18 protein-coding genes are annotated in these 17,189 nt (G+C 64.7%); 2 read left to right on the forward strand and 16 right to left on the reverse strand.

Features of this window, described 5'->3' with window-relative positions; genetic code table 11:
- Positions 1-6: 6 nt before the first annotated feature.
- From J7E82_RS12135 to J7E82_RS12165, 7 genes are read right to left on the reverse strand one after another with little or no spacing between them, the layout of a single operon-like run.
- The gene (locus tag J7E82_RS12135; RefSeq protein ID WP_214862939.1) at positions 7-462 is read right to left on the reverse strand and encodes a molybdenum cofactor biosynthesis protein MoaE; all 456 of its coding nucleotides are present in this window, start codon (positions 460-462) and stop codon (positions 7-9) included.
- A complete protein-coding gene (locus tag J7E82_RS12140; protein ID WP_214862942.1) occupies positions 452-955 on the reverse strand; it encodes a molybdenum cofactor biosynthesis protein B in 504 nt (167 codons plus the stop codon). Before J7E82_RS12140 ends, J7E82_RS12135 begins: the two co-directional genes overlap by 11 nt.
- On the reverse strand, positions 952-1,467 hold the full coding sequence (gene moaC, locus J7E82_RS12145) for a cyclic pyranopterin monophosphate synthase MoaC (RefSeq protein WP_214862943.1): 516 nt from the start codon (positions 1,465-1,467) through the stop codon (positions 952-954). Before moaC ends, J7E82_RS12140 begins: the two co-directional genes overlap by 4 nt.
- Positions 1,455-2,660 (reverse strand): gephyrin-like molybdotransferase Glp, encoded by a 1,206-nt coding sequence (glp, locus tag J7E82_RS12150; RefSeq protein ID WP_214862945.1) that lies wholly within the window; start codon positions 2,658-2,660, stop codon positions 1,455-1,457. The genes moaC and glp overlap by 13 nt, the downstream gene beginning before the upstream one ends.
- 42 nt (positions 2,661-2,702) lie before the next feature.
- On the reverse strand, positions 2,703-4,232 hold the full coding sequence (locus tag J7E82_RS12155; RefSeq protein WP_214862952.1) for a molybdopterin-dependent oxidoreductase: 1,530 nt from the start codon (positions 4,230-4,232) through the stop codon (positions 2,703-2,705).
- Positions 4,233-4,288: 56 nt separating this feature from the next.
- Positions 4,289-5,482, reverse strand: coding sequence for a cell wall metabolism sensor histidine kinase WalK (locus J7E82_RS12160; RefSeq protein ID WP_214862953.1), 1,194 nt, complete (start codon positions 5,480-5,482; stop codon positions 4,289-4,291).
- On the reverse strand, positions 5,469-6,245 hold the full coding sequence (locus J7E82_RS12165) for a response regulator transcription factor (protein ID WP_214862955.1): 777 nt from the start codon (positions 6,243-6,245) through the stop codon (positions 5,469-5,471). The genes J7E82_RS12160 and J7E82_RS12165 overlap by 14 nt, the downstream gene beginning before the upstream one ends.
- A 138-nt stretch (positions 6,246-6,383) precedes the next feature.
- Here J7E82_RS12165 and moaA point away from each other — a divergent pair, with 138 nt between their 5' ends.
- Complete coding sequence (gene moaA, locus J7E82_RS12170; protein WP_214862957.1) at positions 6,384-7,514, forward strand: GTP 3',8-cyclase MoaA; 1,131 nt, start codon at positions 6,384-6,386, stop codon at positions 7,512-7,514.
- A 3-nt stretch (positions 7,515-7,517) separates the two neighbouring features.
- Complete coding sequence (locus J7E82_RS12175) at positions 7,518-7,784, forward strand: MoaD/ThiS family protein (protein ID WP_214862959.1); 267 nt, start codon at positions 7,518-7,520, stop codon at positions 7,782-7,784.
- A gap of 58 nt (positions 7,785-7,842) precedes the next feature.
- Here the strand turns inward: J7E82_RS12175 and J7E82_RS12180 are convergent, their stop codons facing one another.
- The 9 genes from J7E82_RS12180 to J7E82_RS12220 all read right to left on the reverse strand — a co-directional run bounded on the left by J7E82_RS12180 (position 7,843) and on the right by J7E82_RS12220 (position 17,188).
- On the reverse strand, positions 7,843-8,346 hold the full coding sequence (locus tag J7E82_RS12180) for a DUF1579 family protein (protein WP_214862961.1): 504 nt from the start codon (positions 8,344-8,346) through the stop codon (positions 7,843-7,845).
- Between the two features lie 78 nt (positions 8,347-8,424).
- Complete coding sequence (locus J7E82_RS12185; RefSeq protein WP_214862963.1) at positions 8,425-9,768, reverse strand: pitrilysin family protein; 1,344 nt, start codon at positions 9,766-9,768, stop codon at positions 8,425-8,427.
- A gap of 129 nt (positions 9,769-9,897) precedes the next feature.
- On the reverse strand, positions 9,898-12,150 hold the full coding sequence (locus J7E82_RS12190; protein ID WP_214863055.1) for a polyribonucleotide nucleotidyltransferase: 2,253 nt from the start codon (positions 12,148-12,150) through the stop codon (positions 9,898-9,900).
- 239 nt (positions 12,151-12,389) lie between these two features.
- Positions 12,390-12,659, reverse strand: coding sequence for a 30S ribosomal protein S15 (gene rpsO / locus J7E82_RS12195; RefSeq protein ID WP_214862965.1), 270 nt, complete (start codon positions 12,657-12,659; stop codon positions 12,390-12,392).
- Between the two features lie 182 nt (positions 12,660-12,841).
- Positions 12,842-14,134 carry a kynureninase gene (locus J7E82_RS12200; protein WP_214862967.1) on the reverse strand — a complete coding sequence of 431 codons (1,293 nt, stop codon included), beginning with the start codon at positions 14,132-14,134 and terminating at the stop codon, positions 12,842-12,844.
- A complete protein-coding gene (locus J7E82_RS12205) occupies positions 14,131-14,985 on the reverse strand; it encodes a tryptophan 2,3-dioxygenase (RefSeq protein ID WP_214862969.1) in 855 nt (284 codons plus the stop codon). The genes J7E82_RS12200 and J7E82_RS12205 overlap by 4 nt, the downstream gene beginning before the upstream one ends.
- A gap of 33 nt (positions 14,986-15,018) precedes the next feature.
- Entirely contained in the window at positions 15,019-16,002 is a 984-nt protein-coding gene (locus J7E82_RS12210; protein WP_214862971.1) for a bifunctional riboflavin kinase/FAD synthetase, read from the reverse strand.
- Positions 16,003-16,103: 101 nt separating this feature from the next.
- Positions 16,104-16,745 carry a GNAT family N-acetyltransferase gene (locus tag J7E82_RS12215; protein ID WP_214862972.1) on the reverse strand — a complete coding sequence of 214 codons (642 nt, stop codon included), beginning with the start codon at positions 16,743-16,745 and terminating at the stop codon, positions 16,104-16,106.
- Entirely contained in the window at positions 16,742-17,188 is a 447-nt protein-coding gene (locus J7E82_RS12220; RefSeq protein ID WP_214862980.1) for a hypothetical protein, read from the reverse strand. The genes J7E82_RS12215 and J7E82_RS12220 overlap by 4 nt, the downstream gene beginning before the upstream one ends.
- Position 17,189: the final 1 nt, after the last annotated feature.

Genomic DNA, 17,189 nt, shown 5'->3' on the forward strand with positions numbered 1-17,189 from the left:
CAGCGCCTACTCCCCTGCGCCCACCCATTCGACCGTGCCGTCGCTGAAGAACTGTTCCTTCCAGATGGGCACCTCCGCCTTGATGAGGTCCACAAGTTCGGCGCAGACAGCGAAGGCCTGGCCGCGATGGGCGGCTGACACTGCGCAGACCAGCGCGGGATCGCCAATTTCGAGCATGCCGATGCGGTGGGCGGCCCAGATCCTTACCGGCTGGCTGGCCTCGCCGGAGTGCTCGTTCACCAGCCGGGTGACGACGTCGCTCATCACCTGGTGTGCGGTGGGGTGGGCGCTGTAGCTGAGCCGGTCCACTGCCTTTCCGGCGTCATGGTTGCGGACGACGCCGCTGAAGCTGACAACGGCGCCCGCCGTCTCGGATTCGACGGCTGCTATGGCCTGGTCGACAGAGATGGGTTCAGCGCTGAGCACTGCGCTGACCACCTCGAAATCGGTTCTAGTGCCCATGGCTTCCTTCCAGTTGCTCGCAGAGGTGCCCGATCACGGGATCCAGGACCGACAAGCCATCCATGACGCCTTTCGGTGACCCCGGCAGGTTGATGATGAAGGTTTTGCCGGATGCCCCGGCGTGGCCGCGGCTCAGCATGGCCAATGGTGTCTTGGCCGAGCCATGCCGCCGAATACCTTCCATGATCCCCGGTATTTCGCGGTCCAGGAGTGGTAGGGTCATTTCCGGCGTGCGGTCATCGGGACTCAGTCCGGTCCCGCCGCTGGTAATCACGACGGCGGGTTCCTGCGTCAGGAACGCACGGATGGCCGCTCCCACAGGTTCCCCGTCCGGCACCACCATGACGGGGAACGTTTCGTAGCCATGTTCGGTGAGCCAGTCCACGATCACCGGCCCGGTCTCGTCCTGATAGATCCCGGCCGCGGCCCGCGTAGAGGCGATGACGACGCCGGCCTTCCGGGGACTATGGGAGTGGGGTTCGCAGCCGGTCAATGCCTGTCGCCTTCGCCCAGGCTCCAGTCGCCACTCTTGCCGCCGCTCTTCGCGAGCACTTGCACGTCGTTGATAACGGCGTGCTTGTCCACGGCCTTGATCATGTCGTACACGCTCAGGGCGGCCACGGAAGCAGCGGTCAGGGCTTCCATCTCGACGCCGGTCACGCCCTTGGTCTTCACCGTGGCAAGGATTTCGACGGAGTCTGCGTCCACCCGAAAGTCGATGGTGACTTTGGACAGTGGCAGCGGGTGGCACAGCGGAATCAGCTCGGGAGTCTTCTTTGCGGCCATGATCCCGGCAACGCGCGCGACGGCCAGGGCATCGCCCTTCGGCAGCTCGCCGGAACCCAGGAGCGCCAGGACTTCGCGAGTGCTGCGTACAGTGGCGGTGGCCGTGGCTTCACGGGTAGTCACCGCCTTGCTCGAAACATCGACCATCTGGGCGGTACCGTCCTGGCGCAGGTGCGTGAGTCCACCCAGGGCTTTCTCGGAATTGTTCACAACATCCATACTTCCACTTCCGCGCCCGCAGGGAGGTCCGTGACGCCTTCCGGAACCTGAACGAAGGCGTTGGATCGTGCCAAGGCGTGCATCAGATGGGAACCTGCCCCGCCCTCAAGCTGGACAATGCCATCCGTCCGGAGCGTGGCCCGCCGCACTTGGTGCTTGCCGGCCGGCGAGGTCAGTGCCTCGGCCAGCCGTGCCCGGACTACGGGCCGGGGCGCAGGCGCTCCGAACAGGGCCCCGAGCGCCGGGCGCAGGAACATTTCAAAGGACACCAGGCAGCTGACGGGGTTGCCCGGAAAGCCAAGGAAGGGCAACCCGTCAAAGGTCCCGATGCCCTGGGGTCCGCCCGGCTGCATGGCGACGGACAGGAATTCAATGGCCTGGCCGTCCATGGCCTGGCGCACCACTTCATAGGCGCCTTTGCTGACGCCACCGGTGGTCACTACAAGGTCCGCGCTGTCCATCCTGCCGCGTACAAGTTCGAGGAAGACGTCGGGTTCGTCGCCCGAGATGTCCAGCCGCCGGACCTCCAGCCCCGCCTGGCGCATGGCCGCTTCAAGGAGCGTGCCGTTCGAGTCATAGATTTTGCCGGGGCCAAGGGGGTTTCCCGGCGGCACCACTTCGTCTCCGGTTGTCAGCAGCAGAACCCGCAGCGGCCTGTAGACCTCGACCTCGGTGAGGCCGAGGGCTGCCAGCAGTCCCAGCTGCCCTGGACCCAGCGCAGTTCCGGCCTCAAGCGCGACCGTACCTTCTGCAATGTCGCTCCCGGTGCGCCGCACGTAATCCCCTGCGTCTGTCTTCGGGAGCATCACGGACGACCTGGACTGAGGTGGCGGGAAGGCCGCGGGTACGGCCCGCTCCACAGGGACGACGGCGTCGGAACCCTTCGGAATCATGGCTCCAGTCATGATCGGGGCCGCCGTGCCGGGCTCGAGTGGCTGCGGGGCTGCACCGGCCGGCACCGGCGCGACGACGCGAAGGACTCCCCCGCCATGGGAGAGTTCCTTGCTGCGGACTGCGAAGCCGTCCATCTGTGAATTATCAAAGGGCGGCAGGCTGATGGGCGCTACGACGTCGACGGCGAGGGCGAGGCCCAGCGCATCCAGGAGCGGCAGCATCGTGGTCCTTGACGGCCCGCGAAGGTTCGACAGCAGGTCCTCCACTGCCTGGCGGTGGGCGGCTACGGATCGGGCCACGGTGTTCCTTCCGGCTTGGTTGCGCTCGGTCCCAGCCTAGTGTCAGTTCACCCTGACGCTGATCGTGTGGAATCCGGTGGCCCCGTCGGGAGCCACGGGACGACGTGTTTCGTCCTGGGCGGTGCCAGAGGAGTCGGTCGCGCGAACCTGGATTTCGTGTTCGCCAGGGGACAGATCGAGACCGAGCTGCCACTGGTACCACGTGTCTACCGAAATCCCCGGCGCCAGGTCCGCTTCCTGCCACGGCCCACGATCAACGCGCAGCTCGACGCGCCTGATCCCCGTATGCTGCGCCCAGGCCACTCCGCCAAACTGCACCCGTCCCGCGGGAACCGTCCGCCCAGGCCGCGGTACGTCGATGCGCGACTGGGTTTTGATTGGCCCCCGCTCGCTCCAACCCCTCGGAGTCCAATAAGCCGTGTCGTCAGCAAATCGCGTCACTTTGAGGGCAGTGAGCCATTTGGTGGCCGACACGAAGCCATACAGCCCCGGCACAACCAGTCGGACCGGAAAACCGTGCTCAAGCGGCAGCGCTTCCCCGTTCATGCCAACGGCAAGGATTGCATCCCTTTCGTCAGTAAGCGCCTCAAGCGGAGTGCTGGCAGTCCAGCCGTCGCTGCTGGTGGACAGCACCATGTCTGCGCCCGCCTGCGGCCCCGCCATGGCCAGGAGTTCCCGGACGGGCCACCCCAGCCACAGGGCGCTGCCGATCAGGTCCCCGCCCACTTCGTTGGAGACGCAAGCGATGGTGATGTGGCGCTCGATCATGGGCCTGGAAAGGAGCGTGTCAAAATCGATCTCGATTTCCCGGTCCACCAGTCCGGTGACCTTGAGCTTCCAGTCCGCAGGGTCCAGCGCCGGTACGGTCAAGGCGGTGTCGATCCGGTAGAAATCCCGATTGGACGTGACGAGGTCCGGCATGCCGTCAACGTCCACATCCGCACCGTCGGGAATAGGCGTTGCTGGCGATTCGGGCCGAGGCAGAGCCAGGTTGTCCCTGTAGGCGGCGACGGCGGAGGCCCCCCGGCGAACGAGCGCGGTAATGGCGCCGCCCACGCCAACGGCGAGCGCGCTTCCAGCCATGAGGCGCAGGAATCCACGCCTGGCAGGCAGCTTCGCTGCATCCGGGTTGTCCGGATTCCATTCGCCGAGACGGCGCATGAACAGCCGCAGCAGGAGCATGGAAAGCCCGACGGCGACGATCGGCGCCAATGCCGCCGCGTAGCTCGACTGGGCCCGCGTAAGCACGGCCGTGAGCCCGACAATTCCAGCGACAGCCATGAGTGTCATTCCCGCCGCGGCACGGCGGTACTCCAGGATTCCGGCGACCGCAGCCAGGACGGCAATAACCAGGCCGATACCGACAACCAGGGCAATCTTGTCCGCGGTGCCGAAGGCGGCGATGGCCCAGTCCTTGAGCCAGGGCGGGACCAAGTCGATGATTGCTCCGCCCACTCCGGTAACGGGCGAAACCGACGGGCTGAACAGTCCTGCCACCAACTCGCCGGCTACCGTGCCGGTGGCCGTCGCCGCGACGCCGGCAGTCGCTGCCCAGCCGGTGGTCCTGTTCATCATCCTGCTGGTAAGCCTGTTTGACACCCCATTTGACGTGCCGTTCGCCATCCTCGTCATGGCGCACCTGCCGGGAGCCTGAGCGTGAACTTGCAGCCGCCGTCGACGTTTTCCACGGCAACCGTACCCGCGTGGGCTTTGAGGATGCCGGCCACCATGCTCAGCCCCACTCCCGCCCCGCTGTAGCGGCGCGTTTCGTGACGCGCTTCCTCGTCCGCTGCGTCGGCCAGCTCAGTGCCTCCGCGTGTCCTCGCCGGGTCCTTTTGCCATCCAGTTTCGAAGATATGCGGCAGGTCCTCCTGGGGGATGCCGCCGCAGCCGTCCTGCACTGCTACCACCGCATCACTGTCTTCCCGGCCCACCGCGATGTGCACTGTCGTCCCCGGCCGACTGTAGACGACGGCGTTCAACAGTACGTTGCGGACGGCGCGGCCCAGGCTGGGACCATCGGCCACGGCCATGCACTCCCGCGTGCCGCCGCCGTCGAGGCTGATGTTCCGGCGTTCTGCCAGGGGCATGAGGTCGGCAATGGCGTCGCTCGCGAGATCGTACAGATCTACGGGCTCGGAGCGGAGGCGCAATGTTCCGGCCTGAATCTTGGACAGTTCCAGGAGGTCATTGACCATGCCCGCCATCTGGTCCGTTTGCCCGATGAGCTTCCGGTAGGAGCCGGGCACGTCCGAAACCATTCCGTCCTCCAGGGCTTCAGCCACCGCGCGAATGCTGGCCAGGGGCGTCCGGAGGTCGTGCGAGATCCAGGACACCAGCTCCCGGCGGGCGGTTTCGATGGCAGCCTCACGACGTCGCGATTCGGCAAGGCTCTTGCTGCTCGCCTCGAGTTCCTCCGCGAGTTTCGCCAGCTCGGAATTCATCCCGCGGGTTATCTGGCCGCTCGCCTCCCCCTGGCCGATAGCCTCACCGTGTCCGAGGCGCCTGGCGACGGACACGAGGGAAGCGGCGTTTCGGGAAACCCCGGCGCCGAGGATCAGGGAGATGGCGACGGCGACCACCGAGGCGATCGCCAGGATGTACCACATCACTTCCAGGTCCCGGGCGGAGATGAACATAGCGTTGAAGGCGCTGACCATTCCGGCCACCAGGACAGCGACCGTGGCGAGGACAACCAGGCACACCTGGACGAGGATCGAGGCACCACTCAGGGCCCGCAGCGCCGCCAGGGTAAGCACCCCGATAACCAGCGCCCACAAGAGCACCCAACCGACGATTGTGAAGAGTTCAGCGCTCTGCATGGCGGACCGTGTCCTTATCGCCGGATGGTTCGGCTACGTTCGCTTCAACGTCAGTGTCGAAGCGATATCCGACGCCCCACACGGTCTTCAACAGCTGCGGCCTCGTAGGATTGTCCTCGATCTTCTCCCGCAACCGCCTCACGTGTACGGTCACCGTGGAGAGATCACCAAAATCCCAGCCCCACACGGCCTTGATCAGCTCTTCCCGGCTGAAGACCTGGTTTGGCCGCCTCAGCAGGAAGGCCAGGAGGTCGAACTCGCGGAGGGTAAGCGTCAGTGGCTTGCCGTTGTGGATGACGGTTCGCGAGGCCGGATCGAGCGCGAAGCCTGCCAGCTCCACTGGCGGCTCGGGTGAAAATTCCCGGATGCTCCTGCGCAGCACGGACTTGACCCGCAGCACCAGTTCTCGTGGTGAGAACGGCTTGGTGACATAGTCGTCGGCCCCGGTTTCGAGGCCCAGGATCCTGTCGTCCTCCGTGCCGAGGGCGGTGACCATGATGACGGGTACGGCCATGGTTCGCCGGATCCGCCGGCACACCTCCACGCCGTCCAGTCCGGGCAGCATCCGGTCCAGGATGATCAGGTCGGGGTTCCGGGAAGCGGCCAACTGCAGCGCCGTGAAGCCGTCCCTGGCCAGGTCCACCTGGAACCCCGCCTGCAGCAGGTAATCGCGGACGACGTCGGCGATGGTCTGTTCGTCCTCGACCAGGAGGATCCGGCGGTTGCCGGGCTCAGCAGGAGCGGGAACGGGCTGCGTGTTCACACCTTCAGCATAGGTTCGCCGCCCCCGCCCGGCACCAGTTCCGCCGCCGTCGTCGCCATCCGTAGGGAATCCGTAATAACTGGCCGGCAACTCCAGTAACCGGCGAACAATTTTGGCCGATTGGCGTAGCCTGAATTCATGAGTGTTCAGCTAGGCATGCCACAGCTCCCTGTGGGCGCCGGCACCGGTTCAGGCCCGCTGGTGCCTCCACCGAGGCCTGCCGGAACGCCGGTGGGACTTTGGGACCGCTACGGTCGGCGTGCAACAGATATGCGGTTGTCCCTGACGGACAAGTGCAATCTTCGCTGCACCTACTGCATGCCGGCAGAAGGCCTCGAATGGCTCGCCAAGCAGGCCGTTATGACTGGTGACGAGATCATCCGGATCGTTCGAATCGGCGTCGCCGAACTGGGCGTGCGGGAGCTTCGGCTCACTGGCGGAGAACCCCTTGTCCGGGCGGACCTCGTGGACATCATTGCCGGTATCCGAGGCGAACACCCCGATCTTCCGATCTCCATTACCACCAACGGCATTGGCCTGGACAAGAAGGCTGCGCCGCTCAAGGCTGCTGGCCTGACCCGGATCAATGTTTCCCTGGATTCGCTGCATGAAGAGACCTTCGCCAAGCTCACCCGCAGGCCCTTCCTGGACCGTGTCCTGGCCGGCGTCGATGCCGCCTGGGCTGCGGGCCTGGGGCCTGTGAAGCTCAATGCCGTGCTCATGCGCGGCATCAACGACGAGGAGTCACCGGACCTGCTCGCGTGGGCGCTAGACCGCGGCTATGAACTCCGCTTCATCGAGCAGATGCCCCTCGACGCCGACCACGGCTGGACCCGCCGGAACATGATCACCGCTGCCGAGATTCGCGGGCTCCTGTCGCGGGACTTTGTCCTCGGACCGGATCCGAGGGCCCGCGACGGCGCCCCGGCAGAGCGTTTCCAGGTGCGCCGCCGCGACCCGAAGACAAGCGAAGCCGCCGGACCCGTGCTGGGAACGGTGGGGATCATCGCCTCCGTGACAGAACCCTTCTGCTCGGATTGTCGCCGCACACGGATCACTGCGGAGGGCAAGATCATGAGCTGCCTGTTCTCCCGGGAGGAGTTCGACCTCCTGGGGCTGCTGCGCCAGGGCGCCTCGGACGAGGAGCTGGCAGAACGCTGGCAGGATGCCATGTGGGCCAAGCCCAAGGCGCATGGCATGGACCATACAGGACTGGGAGCGCCGGACTTCGTCCAGCCCGACCGCAGCATGAGCGCCATCGGAGGCTAACCCTTGCTTGTACGTTACTTCGCTGCCGCACGCTCCGCCGCCGGAGTGGAAGAGGAAAACTACGCCTTGCCGGACGGAACGAGCCTGGCCGAATTGCTTGACTCAGTCCTCGCCGTGGAGCGGCCCGCTCCTCCCGCCGGTACCCCGCCGCTGGCACGGATCATCTCCCGCAGCAGCTTCCTGCGGAACGAGGTGGCGGTGAGGGATCGGTCCGCTGGCCTCAAGACCGATGACGTCGTGGATGTGCTGCCGCCCTTCGCCGGCGGATAACTCCCTGGCTTTTTCCGGCTGAGACTCTGCCTGCGCTCGCCTATTGCCCTAGGCTCGCCTATGCCCTAGGCTCGCCTAGACCGTACGCCCGCCTGCAGGTAGACCGGAGGACCGGGCTGAAGGCCCGGGCCTCTCCGAGCCGTAGTTCGGTAGTGTGCGTCAGGACGTCATCCTCCACCCGGAACGTGTGCCGCGCTATGCCCCTGTCCGCCTGGCGCTCGACTGTCAACGTGCCCTTGTGCCATGTGCCCCGGGACGGCACTTCCGGCGTCCCGCCCAGGCTGTCGACGTAGTACCACAGGGTGCCGCCACGCCCGGGGTCCGCGCTGAAGATCCCGTGGCCCTCAAAGTGGGAACCGTCCTCCTCAACGTGCCGGTAGCTCTGGACGACGGCATGGCCTCCCGCCACAGCCGTGAACGTCATCTCGGCCTCGGCCGTGCGCGCCGGGCCCAAGTGCGAGTCCACCAGCTCTGTATGTCCTACCCAGTGGCCCAGGAAGGCCTCGAGCGCCTGCCGGGCAGTTGCTTTCGGCGGCGCAGTGATTTTCGGCTGCCCTTCCATGGCATCATCATCTGCCTGCCCGGCAGGGGTGTCTAGGCCAGCCTGGTGGCAGGCTGGCCTAGACAGCAGCGGCGGCGGCTAAAGCCCGAACGTCTCGGTTTCCTCGAAGGGGCCGACGACGGTCACGGTGCGTGGTGCCGCGGCCAGCTCACGGGCAAGTTCCTGCACCTCGTCCACGGTGACGGCCTTGATCTGGCGAAGGGTTTCGTCGATGTCCTGGAATTCCCCGGACACGAGTTCGGCCCTGCCCAGCCTGGACATGCGCGAGCCGGTGTCCTCCAGGGCCAGCACGATCCCGCCGCACAACTGGCCGACGGCCTTCCGGAGTTCCTCGTCCGTGATGCCGTGGGCGGCGAGCTTGTCCAGCTCCACGCCCAGCAGTTCCAGGACCTGGCGCACCTTAGTCGGGGTGCACCCGGCGTACATTCCGAAGTAGCCGGCATCCGCATACGAGGACGCGAACGAGTACGTGGAGTAGACAAGGCCTCGCTTTTCCCGGATCTCCTGGAACAGGCGGGAGGACATGCCCCCGCCCAGGACCGCGTTGAGGACGCTCATCACGTAGCGCCGCTCGTCAGTCGCCACAATCGTAGGACAGCCCATGATGATGTTGGCCTGCTCCACGGGTCGGGTCACTACATGCAGGCCCGCTGTGCCGGTGATGTCAGCGCGGACTGTCGAGCGCCGCCCCACGGGGGCGGCATCCTCGGTCAGCTCCCAGCCGGCGTTCCGAAGCGCGTCCAGGACAAGGTGGCAGACGACGTCGTGATCCAGTCCCCCGGCAGCGGTAATCACCAGCTCCTCCGGCCGGTAGTACCTCTGGTAGTGTTCCCAGACCGAGTCCCGCGGCACTGCCCTGATGGCTTCAGGGGTTCCGCCGATGGGCCGTCCGAGGGGGTGCTGCCCCAGTACGGCGGCCACGAAGTTCTCGTGGGCAACGTCAGTTGGATCATCGCTGTCCATGGCGATTTCCTCGAGGATGACGTCGCGTTCCTGCTCAAGTTCGGCGGGATCGAGGACGGCTCCGGTGATCATGTCAGCAATGACGTCGATCGCCATGGGCAGGTCCGTGTCCAGTACCCGCGCGAAGTAGCACGTGCTCTCCTTGGCGGTAGCCGCGTTGGATTCGCCGCCCACTTCGTCGAATGCGGAAGCGATCTCCAGCGCAGTACGCCGCCTGGTCCCCTTGAAGAGCAGATGCTCCAGGAAGTGCGTGGAACCATGCTGTCCGGGGGCCTCGTCCCGCGAGCCCACTGCAACCCAGAATCCGACGGTCGCGGATCGCTGCCCTGGCATTTCCTCGGTCAGCACCCTAACGCCGCCAGGCAGGACGGATCGGCGGACGACGGAGCCGCCTTCCGCTCCATGGATGAGTTGGCCACCGGGCAGGGTCTGCACCAACGGCAGGGGTACGACAGTCATCTAGGCCTTCCGATTTTGGGAAAATTCAGCGCGAAATCTGCCTGCCATGCTATCAGCGGACAGCTTTGTTAAAGCCCGGCGGGGCCGGTGGAAAACCCACCGGCCCCGCCGTTATTGCAGTTGTTGAGGCTACTCTGCCGAGTCCTCGGACGCAGCTTCCTCGGATGCTGCCTCTTCGGGAGCGGCTTCCTCGGCTACTACCGGGGCCAGGGACAGCTTGCCACGGTCGTCGATCTTGGTGATCTCGACCTGCAGCTTCTGGCCAACCGAGACGACGTCGTCGACGTTGTCCACGCGCTTGCCGTTGGCCAGCTTGCGCAGTTCGGAGATGTGCAGGAGGCCGTCCTTGCCCGGGGTGAGGGAAACGAAGGCGCCGAACGTGGTGGTCTTCACAACCGTGCCCAGGTAGCGCTCGCCGATTTCCGGAACCTGTGGGTTCGCGATCGCGTTGATGGCCGAGCGTGCTGCGTCAGCAGAAGGGCCATCAGTAGCGCCAATGTAGACTGTGCCGTCGTCCTCGATGGAGATGTCGGCTCCCGTGTCTTCCTGGATCTGGTTGATCATCTTGCCCTTGGGGCCGATGACCTCGCCGATCTTGTCCACGGGGATCTTCACGGCAATGACGCGGGGAGCGAACTCGGAGAGCTCGTCCGGAGTGTCGATTGCCGCGTTGATGACGTCCAGGATGTGCAAGCGGGCTTCGCGGGCCTGCTTCAGGGCCGCGGCCAGCACGGAGGCCGGGATGCCGTCGAGCTTGGTGTCCAGCTGGATGGCCGTGACGAACTCGGAGGTACCGGCAACCTTGAAGTCCATGTCACCGAAGGCATCTTCAGCGCCAAGGATGTCGGTCAGGGCGGCGTAGCGGGTCTGGCCGTCGACTTCGTCGGAGACGAGGCCCATGGCGATGCCGGCTACGGCAGCCTTCAGCGGCACGCCTGCGTTGAGCAGGGACAGGGTGGAGGCGCAGACGGAACCCATCGACGTCGAACCGTTGGAGCTGAGGGCCTCGGACACCTGGCGGATGGCGTACGGGAACTCCTCGCGGGACGGCAGCACCGGCACCAGGGCGCGCTCGGCCAGGGCACCGTGGCCGATTTCGCGGCGCTTGGGGGAACCGACGCGGCCGGTCTCACCAGTGGAGTACGGCGGGAAGTTGTAGTTGTGCATGTAGCGCTTGGTCTTCTCCGGCGAGAGGGAGTCGATCTGCTGCTCCATCTTGAGCATGTTCAACGTGGTGACACCCATGATCTGGGTTTCACCACGCTCGAAGATGGCGGAACCGTGAACGCGGGGAAGGACCTCGACCTCGGCGGTGAGCTGACGGATGTCCGTCAGGCCTCGGCCGTCGATGCGGACCTGGTCCTTGAGGATGCGCTGGCGCACTACGTGCTTGGTGACCGAACGGAAAGCTGCGGACAGCTCCTTTTCGCGGCCCTCAAACTGGGCGGCGAGGGAGGAGATGACTTCATCCTTCAACGCGTCCGAAGCGTCATTGCGCTCCTGCTTGTCGGCGATCTGGAACACCGCGGTGAGCTTGTCGGCAGCGGCCGCTTCCACGGCTGCGTAGACGTCGTCTTCGTAGTCAAGGAAGATCGGGAATTCAACTGTCGGCTTTGCGGCGCGGGCGGCAAGGTCGGCCTGTGCTTCGCAAAGTGCCTTGATGAACGGCTTGGCGGCCTCGAGGCCCTCGGACACGATCTCCTCGGTGGGAGCGGTGGCACCCTGTTCCTTGATGAGGTTCCAGGAGTTGTCCGTGGCTTCGGCTTCCACCATCATGATGGCGACGTCGTCACCGGCGACCCTTCCGGCAACAACCATGTCGAACACGGCGTTCTCAAGCTGGGAGTGCTTGGGGAAGGCAACCCACTGCGAACCCTGCTCGTCGGCGATGAGGGCAACGCGGACGCCGCCGATCGGGCCGGAGAACGGCAGGCCGGACAGCTGGGTGGAGATGGAGGACGCATTGATGGCGACGACGTCGTACAGCTCGTCCGGGTTGATGGCGAGGACAGTCACGACGATCTGGACCTCGTTGCGCAGGCCCTTGACGAAGGCCGGACGCAGCGGACGGTCCATAAGGCGGCAGGCCAGGATGGCCTCGGTGGACGGGCGGCCTTCGCGGCGGAAGAACGAGCCCGGGATGCGGCCGGCTGCGTACATGCGCTCTTCGACGTCGACCGTCAGCGGGAAGAAGTCAAAGCCTTCGCGCGGCTGCTTGCCCGCGGTGGTTGCCGACAGCAGTGCCGTGTCGTCGTCGATGTAAACCATCGCGGCGCCGGCTGCCTGCTTGGCAAGGCGGCCGGTTTCGAAGCGGATGACCCGCTTGCCGAAGCGGCCGTTGTCAATGATGGCTTCTGAGAACTGGATTTCGGGACCCTCCATGAGAGTCACCTCCGTTTCCTGATTGCGGAAGTCCTCCGCATCAACCCAGGCCTTCGTCTGTTCCGGCCTGTACGGCACCCGGTCATCGATCGAGACCCTCGGGCATGCCTTCGTCGCCGAAGCCTGCTCCCGGGGATCACTACCGAGGACCGCGAATGCGTGATGCGGTTGATCTTCCTGATTTAGTTTTTAGAAGTAGGCGGCCCGGTCCGCGAGGGAACGGGCCGCCCGAAGTCAAACTAGCGGCGCAGGCCGAGGCGCTCGATGAGCGAACGGTAGCGGGCGATGTCAGTCTTCTTGAGGTAGGTCAGCATGCGCTTGCGACGACCGACCATGGCCAGAAGGCCACGCTGGGTGTGGAAGTCGTGCTTGTGCTCCTTCATGTGCTCAGTCAGATCCTTGATCCGCTGAGTCAGGACCGCAATCTGAACCTCGGGGGAACCGGTGTCGCCCTCGGAGGTTGCGTATTCCTTGATGATGGACTGCTTGACAGCGGCTTCAAGTGCCACATGAACTCCTAGAGTTGTGCCGTGCGTCCCGATCAGCACTTCGCTGCCGGGTATGACTACGAACAGGGAGCTTTCTGCAAAGCCCCAACGTAGAGCAGGTCCAGCCACCACGGACTGCAGCCGGAACCACCGACCAGTTTACCGTCAGTGCTGTGATGTTGTCGAAACGGCGCTCTGCCGAATTAACCCTCGACGGAAAGGCGCTGAAGCAGCTGCTCCCTGATGGCGGCTACGCCATGCAGCACTTCGCTGAAGCTCGTGCTCAGCGGTGACAGGCCGATCCTGATGCCGTGTGGGGCGCGGAAATCTGGAATCACATCCAGATCCCACAAAGCTGCCGTTACGTCCCGGAAGGACGGGTGGTTGAGCGTGACATGGCTCCCTCGCAGCTCCGGGTTCCGTGGCGTCGCGGGTTCGACGCCGAGAGGCGCCAGCAGTGCGTCGTGCAGTTCGAAGGCAAACTCGGTGAGCTTGGTGGCTTTGGCGCGGATGGGGCCCATGCCGGCTTCTTCGATGAGGTCCAGCGTGCCCTTCATGGCGATCATTCCGAAGATTGCCGGAGTGCCGCTCAGGAATCGCCGGATTCCCTCGGCGGGTTCGTAGCCCGGGCACATTTCGAAAGCATCCCGCCGTCCCATCCAGCCCCAGATCGGCTGGTGAAGATCGGGCAGGTGGCGGCGGTTGACGTAGGCGAACGCCGGGGAGCCGGGTCCGCCGTTCAGGTATTTGTAGGTGCATCCTGCGGCGAAGTCTACGTCGCATTCGTCAACCGCCAGCTCCACCGATCCCGCGGAATGGCACAGGTCCCACACCATGAGGGCGCCGGCCTCGTGGGCGGCGGCGGTAATGCCCCGCATATCCGCCAGGTAGCCCGAGCGGTAGGCCACATGACTAAGGAGTACGACGGCGGTGGCGGGGCCCGCGGCCTCCCTCACCTGCCCTTCTGTCACCCCGGAGGCAGGATCGGCGTCGATCCAGCGGAGCGTGAGCCTGAGCTCCTCGGCGATGCCCTCGACTAGATAGCGGTCGGTCGGGAAGTTGTCGGTATCAAGCAGGATTTCGGTCCGTCGGGGATCCTTCACGGCGGCCAGCGCGGCCCTCACGATCTTGTAGAGAACCACGGTTGTCGAATCGGCAATAACGGTCTGGCCGGCCGCGGCGCCCAGCACCGCCCTACCCAGCTGGCCTCCGATAGCCTCCGGCAGTTCAAGCCATTCTTCGTCCCAGCCACGAATCAGGCGTCCGCCCCAGGCCTCATGGATGAAGCGGTTGATCTCCTCTGCTGTGCGCTTGAGTGGCCGCCCGAGGGAGTTGCCGTCGAGATAGCCCAACGGGGTGTCTGTTCCCACGAACAGTTCCCGGTACCCTGCCAGGGGATCATTGGCATCCAGTTCGCGGGCGCGGGCGGCAAAGTCCGGAAGGTCCGGGAGGCCGGCAAGGTTCGGAAACTTGGAACCGGGAGCGGAGGTGGTCATTTGCCGATCTCCGTCCGCACGGCAAACAATTCGGGGAAGAACGTCAGCTCCAGTGCCTTTTGCAGGAACGCGGCGCCCGTGGAGCCGCCTGTACCGGTTTTCATCCCGATGGTGCGCTGTACGGTCCTCAAATGCCGGAACCGCCAGAGCTGGAAGTTGTCTTCCAGGTCCACGAGTTCCTCGCAGGCCTCGTAGGCTCCCCAGTTGTCGGCGGCGTTTTCATAGATGTCCTTGAACAGCGGCACGAGTTCCGGAGTGAACTCATGGGCGAGCGTAACGTCCCGCTCCAGCACCGCCGCGGGTACCGCATGTCCATGGCGGCTGAGGTAGGCAAGGAATTCGTCATAGATGCTCGGGGCATGGAGGACCTCGTCGAGCAGGGCGTAGGCCTCAGGATCGGAGTGGAATACCTGCAGCATGCCGCTGTTCTTGTTTCCCAGGACGAACTCAACGGCGCGGTATTGGCTTGATTGGAAGCCTGAGGAATTTCCCAGGAATCCGCGGAACTGGGCGTATTCGGTGGGAGTCAGGGTAGCCAGCACAGACCATTGTTCCGTGAGGGTCTTCTGGATGTGCTTGACCCGGGCGATCCCCTTCAGGGCGGCCCCCAGGTCATCCTCCCGCAGCCAGATGGCAGCGCTGCGCAACTCGTGCAACACGAGCTTGAGCCAGAGTTCCGTGGTCTGGTGCTGGATGATGAAGAGCAGCTCATCGTGATGCTCGGGCACGCTGACGGGCTTCTGGGCACTCAGCAAAATAGGCAACTGCAGATAGGATGCGTAGCTCATCCTTGAGCTGAAATCCTTGACGATTCCTTCGTCCAGCTTCCGGGTGTTTCTCTCGATCGACACGGTGTTGCCTTCCTCGCCTTGAAATCCCCGAATCTAGCGGCGGAGCAGGATCTCGTGCGCTTTGATGACGTCGAGGCGCATCTGTTCCACCAGCGCCTCCGGCCCACGGTAGGCGACCATGCCCCGCAACCTGGCCGTGAATTCCACTATTACTGTCTGGCCATACAGATTGAAGGCGTCAACGTCCTCTTCCGGGCGGTCGATGACGTGTGCTTCCACCTGGCGGCTCACGCCGTCAAAAGTGGGATTCGAGCCGACCGAAATTGCTGCTGGCCAGCGTGTTCCGGACTCGTCGATGAGCCAGCCGGCGTAGATGCCGTCAGCGGGTATGTACCCGGTGGCCTCGTGCGCGAGGTTCGCGGTGGGGAAGCCAAGTGCCCGTCCCCGCGCCGCACCATGCACCACTTCCCCCCGCATGCGGTGGGGACGTCCAAGCACTGCCGCAGCAGTCGCAACATCGCCCTCAGCGAGGGCCTCGCGAACCCAGGTGGATGAGCAGCGCCGGTCTCCGCCGTCGTCCGTATGCAGCGGAAAGCCTTCCGCACCGAATTCGCTGATGACCTGCACTTCGAAGCCGAGCTGTTCGCCGAGTTCCTGCATGGTGACCACATCGCCGGAATTTCCCTTGCCGAAGCGCAGGTCATGGCCGACAACTACGTGGGCAGCGTGGAGGCAGTCAACCAGGATGGCCTGGGTAAATTCCTCCGGAGTCATCCCCGCGAGCTGATGGGTGTACTTCAGGACGAGCACGGCATCAAGGCCGGTTTCCGCCAGGGCGTCCAGCTTGTCCTGCAGTCCCATGATCAGTTCGGGAGCAAATTCGGGGCGGTGCAGCTGGGCGGGGTGGGGATCGAAGGTTACTGCGACGGACTGCGCCTTGTTGCGCCTGGAAATCCGGATCACTTGTGACAGTACCTGCTGGTGTCCCCGGTGGACGCCGTCGAAATTACCGATGGTAACTACTGACGGACCGAAGTCCACGGGGACTTCAGTGGGATCGTTCCAAACGTGGACCATCAACCTCGCCTCTTGCCGCGTACGCTCTGTCAGCTCCAGGACCTTGTCCGGGCCTGGAACTCTCTAAGGTTACCCGCAAAAACCCCGGCAGCCCGACGGCGTCAGCCCACCCAGGGCTCTCTGGGTGACCGAGGCTCGTCACGTTGCAGGGACAGGCACCAGACGTTCCGCAACTCACCTCGATGTTCTGCCGCACCGCGCAGTTCGCCGTCGAAGGCGAAGCCGCATTTCCAGGCCAGTTTCCGGCTGCCCCAATTTCCTGTGATGGCGCGCCAAGCGACGTACTCAAGGTTGAGATGGTCAAAGGCGTAGTCCAGGATCAGGCGAACGGCGCGTTCGGCTGCTCCAGTGCCACGCGCCTCCGCGCCGAACGCCAGCCCGATCTCGGCCCTTCCGAAGGCAAAGGCATGCAGGTTGATGCTCCCGAGGTACTTGGATGGGGAGCCGCTTTCGGCAGCGGTCTCTGTCGTGGCCACGACCGCCCAGACCTGTTTGGTGCCGTCGCGCCACCAGCCCGGAACCACCTGGTGGATATGCCTGCGGGCCATGTCCAGCGTGTAGTCGTCCGGGACGTTGGTCCAGCGCCTGACCTCCTCGTCCCGGCACACCGCTACCAGTCCCGCCGCGTCCGACTCCTGGAAGGCACGAACCGTGACAAGGCCGTCGCTAAGCAACGGGACTACGGACCGCTGGTGCGCGGAGCCCGCCCTGGCGTGGTCGTCGTCCGGCACGCGAATGGTCATTCGTCGGTTTTAGCCGGACGCCGTCGATAAAGCCAGACGAGGCCCAGGACGGGCAGCACCAGCGGCACAAAACCGTAGCCCCGGCCAAACATCGACCAGACGGTGTCGTGCGGGAAGGCCACGGGGTCGAAAATGCTTATCGCTCCCACCACGATGACGCCGAACAGCTCCACCAGCACGGCAGCCAATGAGATCTTGAACCATGTAGCTCCGGGCTTGGCCAGTGAGACCGTTGCTACGACATAAACGAGGGCGGCGAAGGCGGAGAGGATGTGTGCCAACGGCGCTTCGGAGAACTTGGTGAGGATCTGGTACCCGGCCCGCGCGGTGGCCGAGATGGCGAACACTGCGTAGACCGCAATCAGGAGCCGGCCGGGGCCTGTGTTGCGGGTGTTACGAGTCGGCTGCGTGGTCTTGGCACTCACCTTGTGTGATTCCTTCATT

Origin of the sequence: Arthrobacter sp. ISL-30 (assembly GCF_018613855.1) — a bacterium.
Taxonomy (GTDB): domain Bacteria; phylum Actinomycetota; class Actinomycetes; order Actinomycetales; family Micrococcaceae; genus Arthrobacter.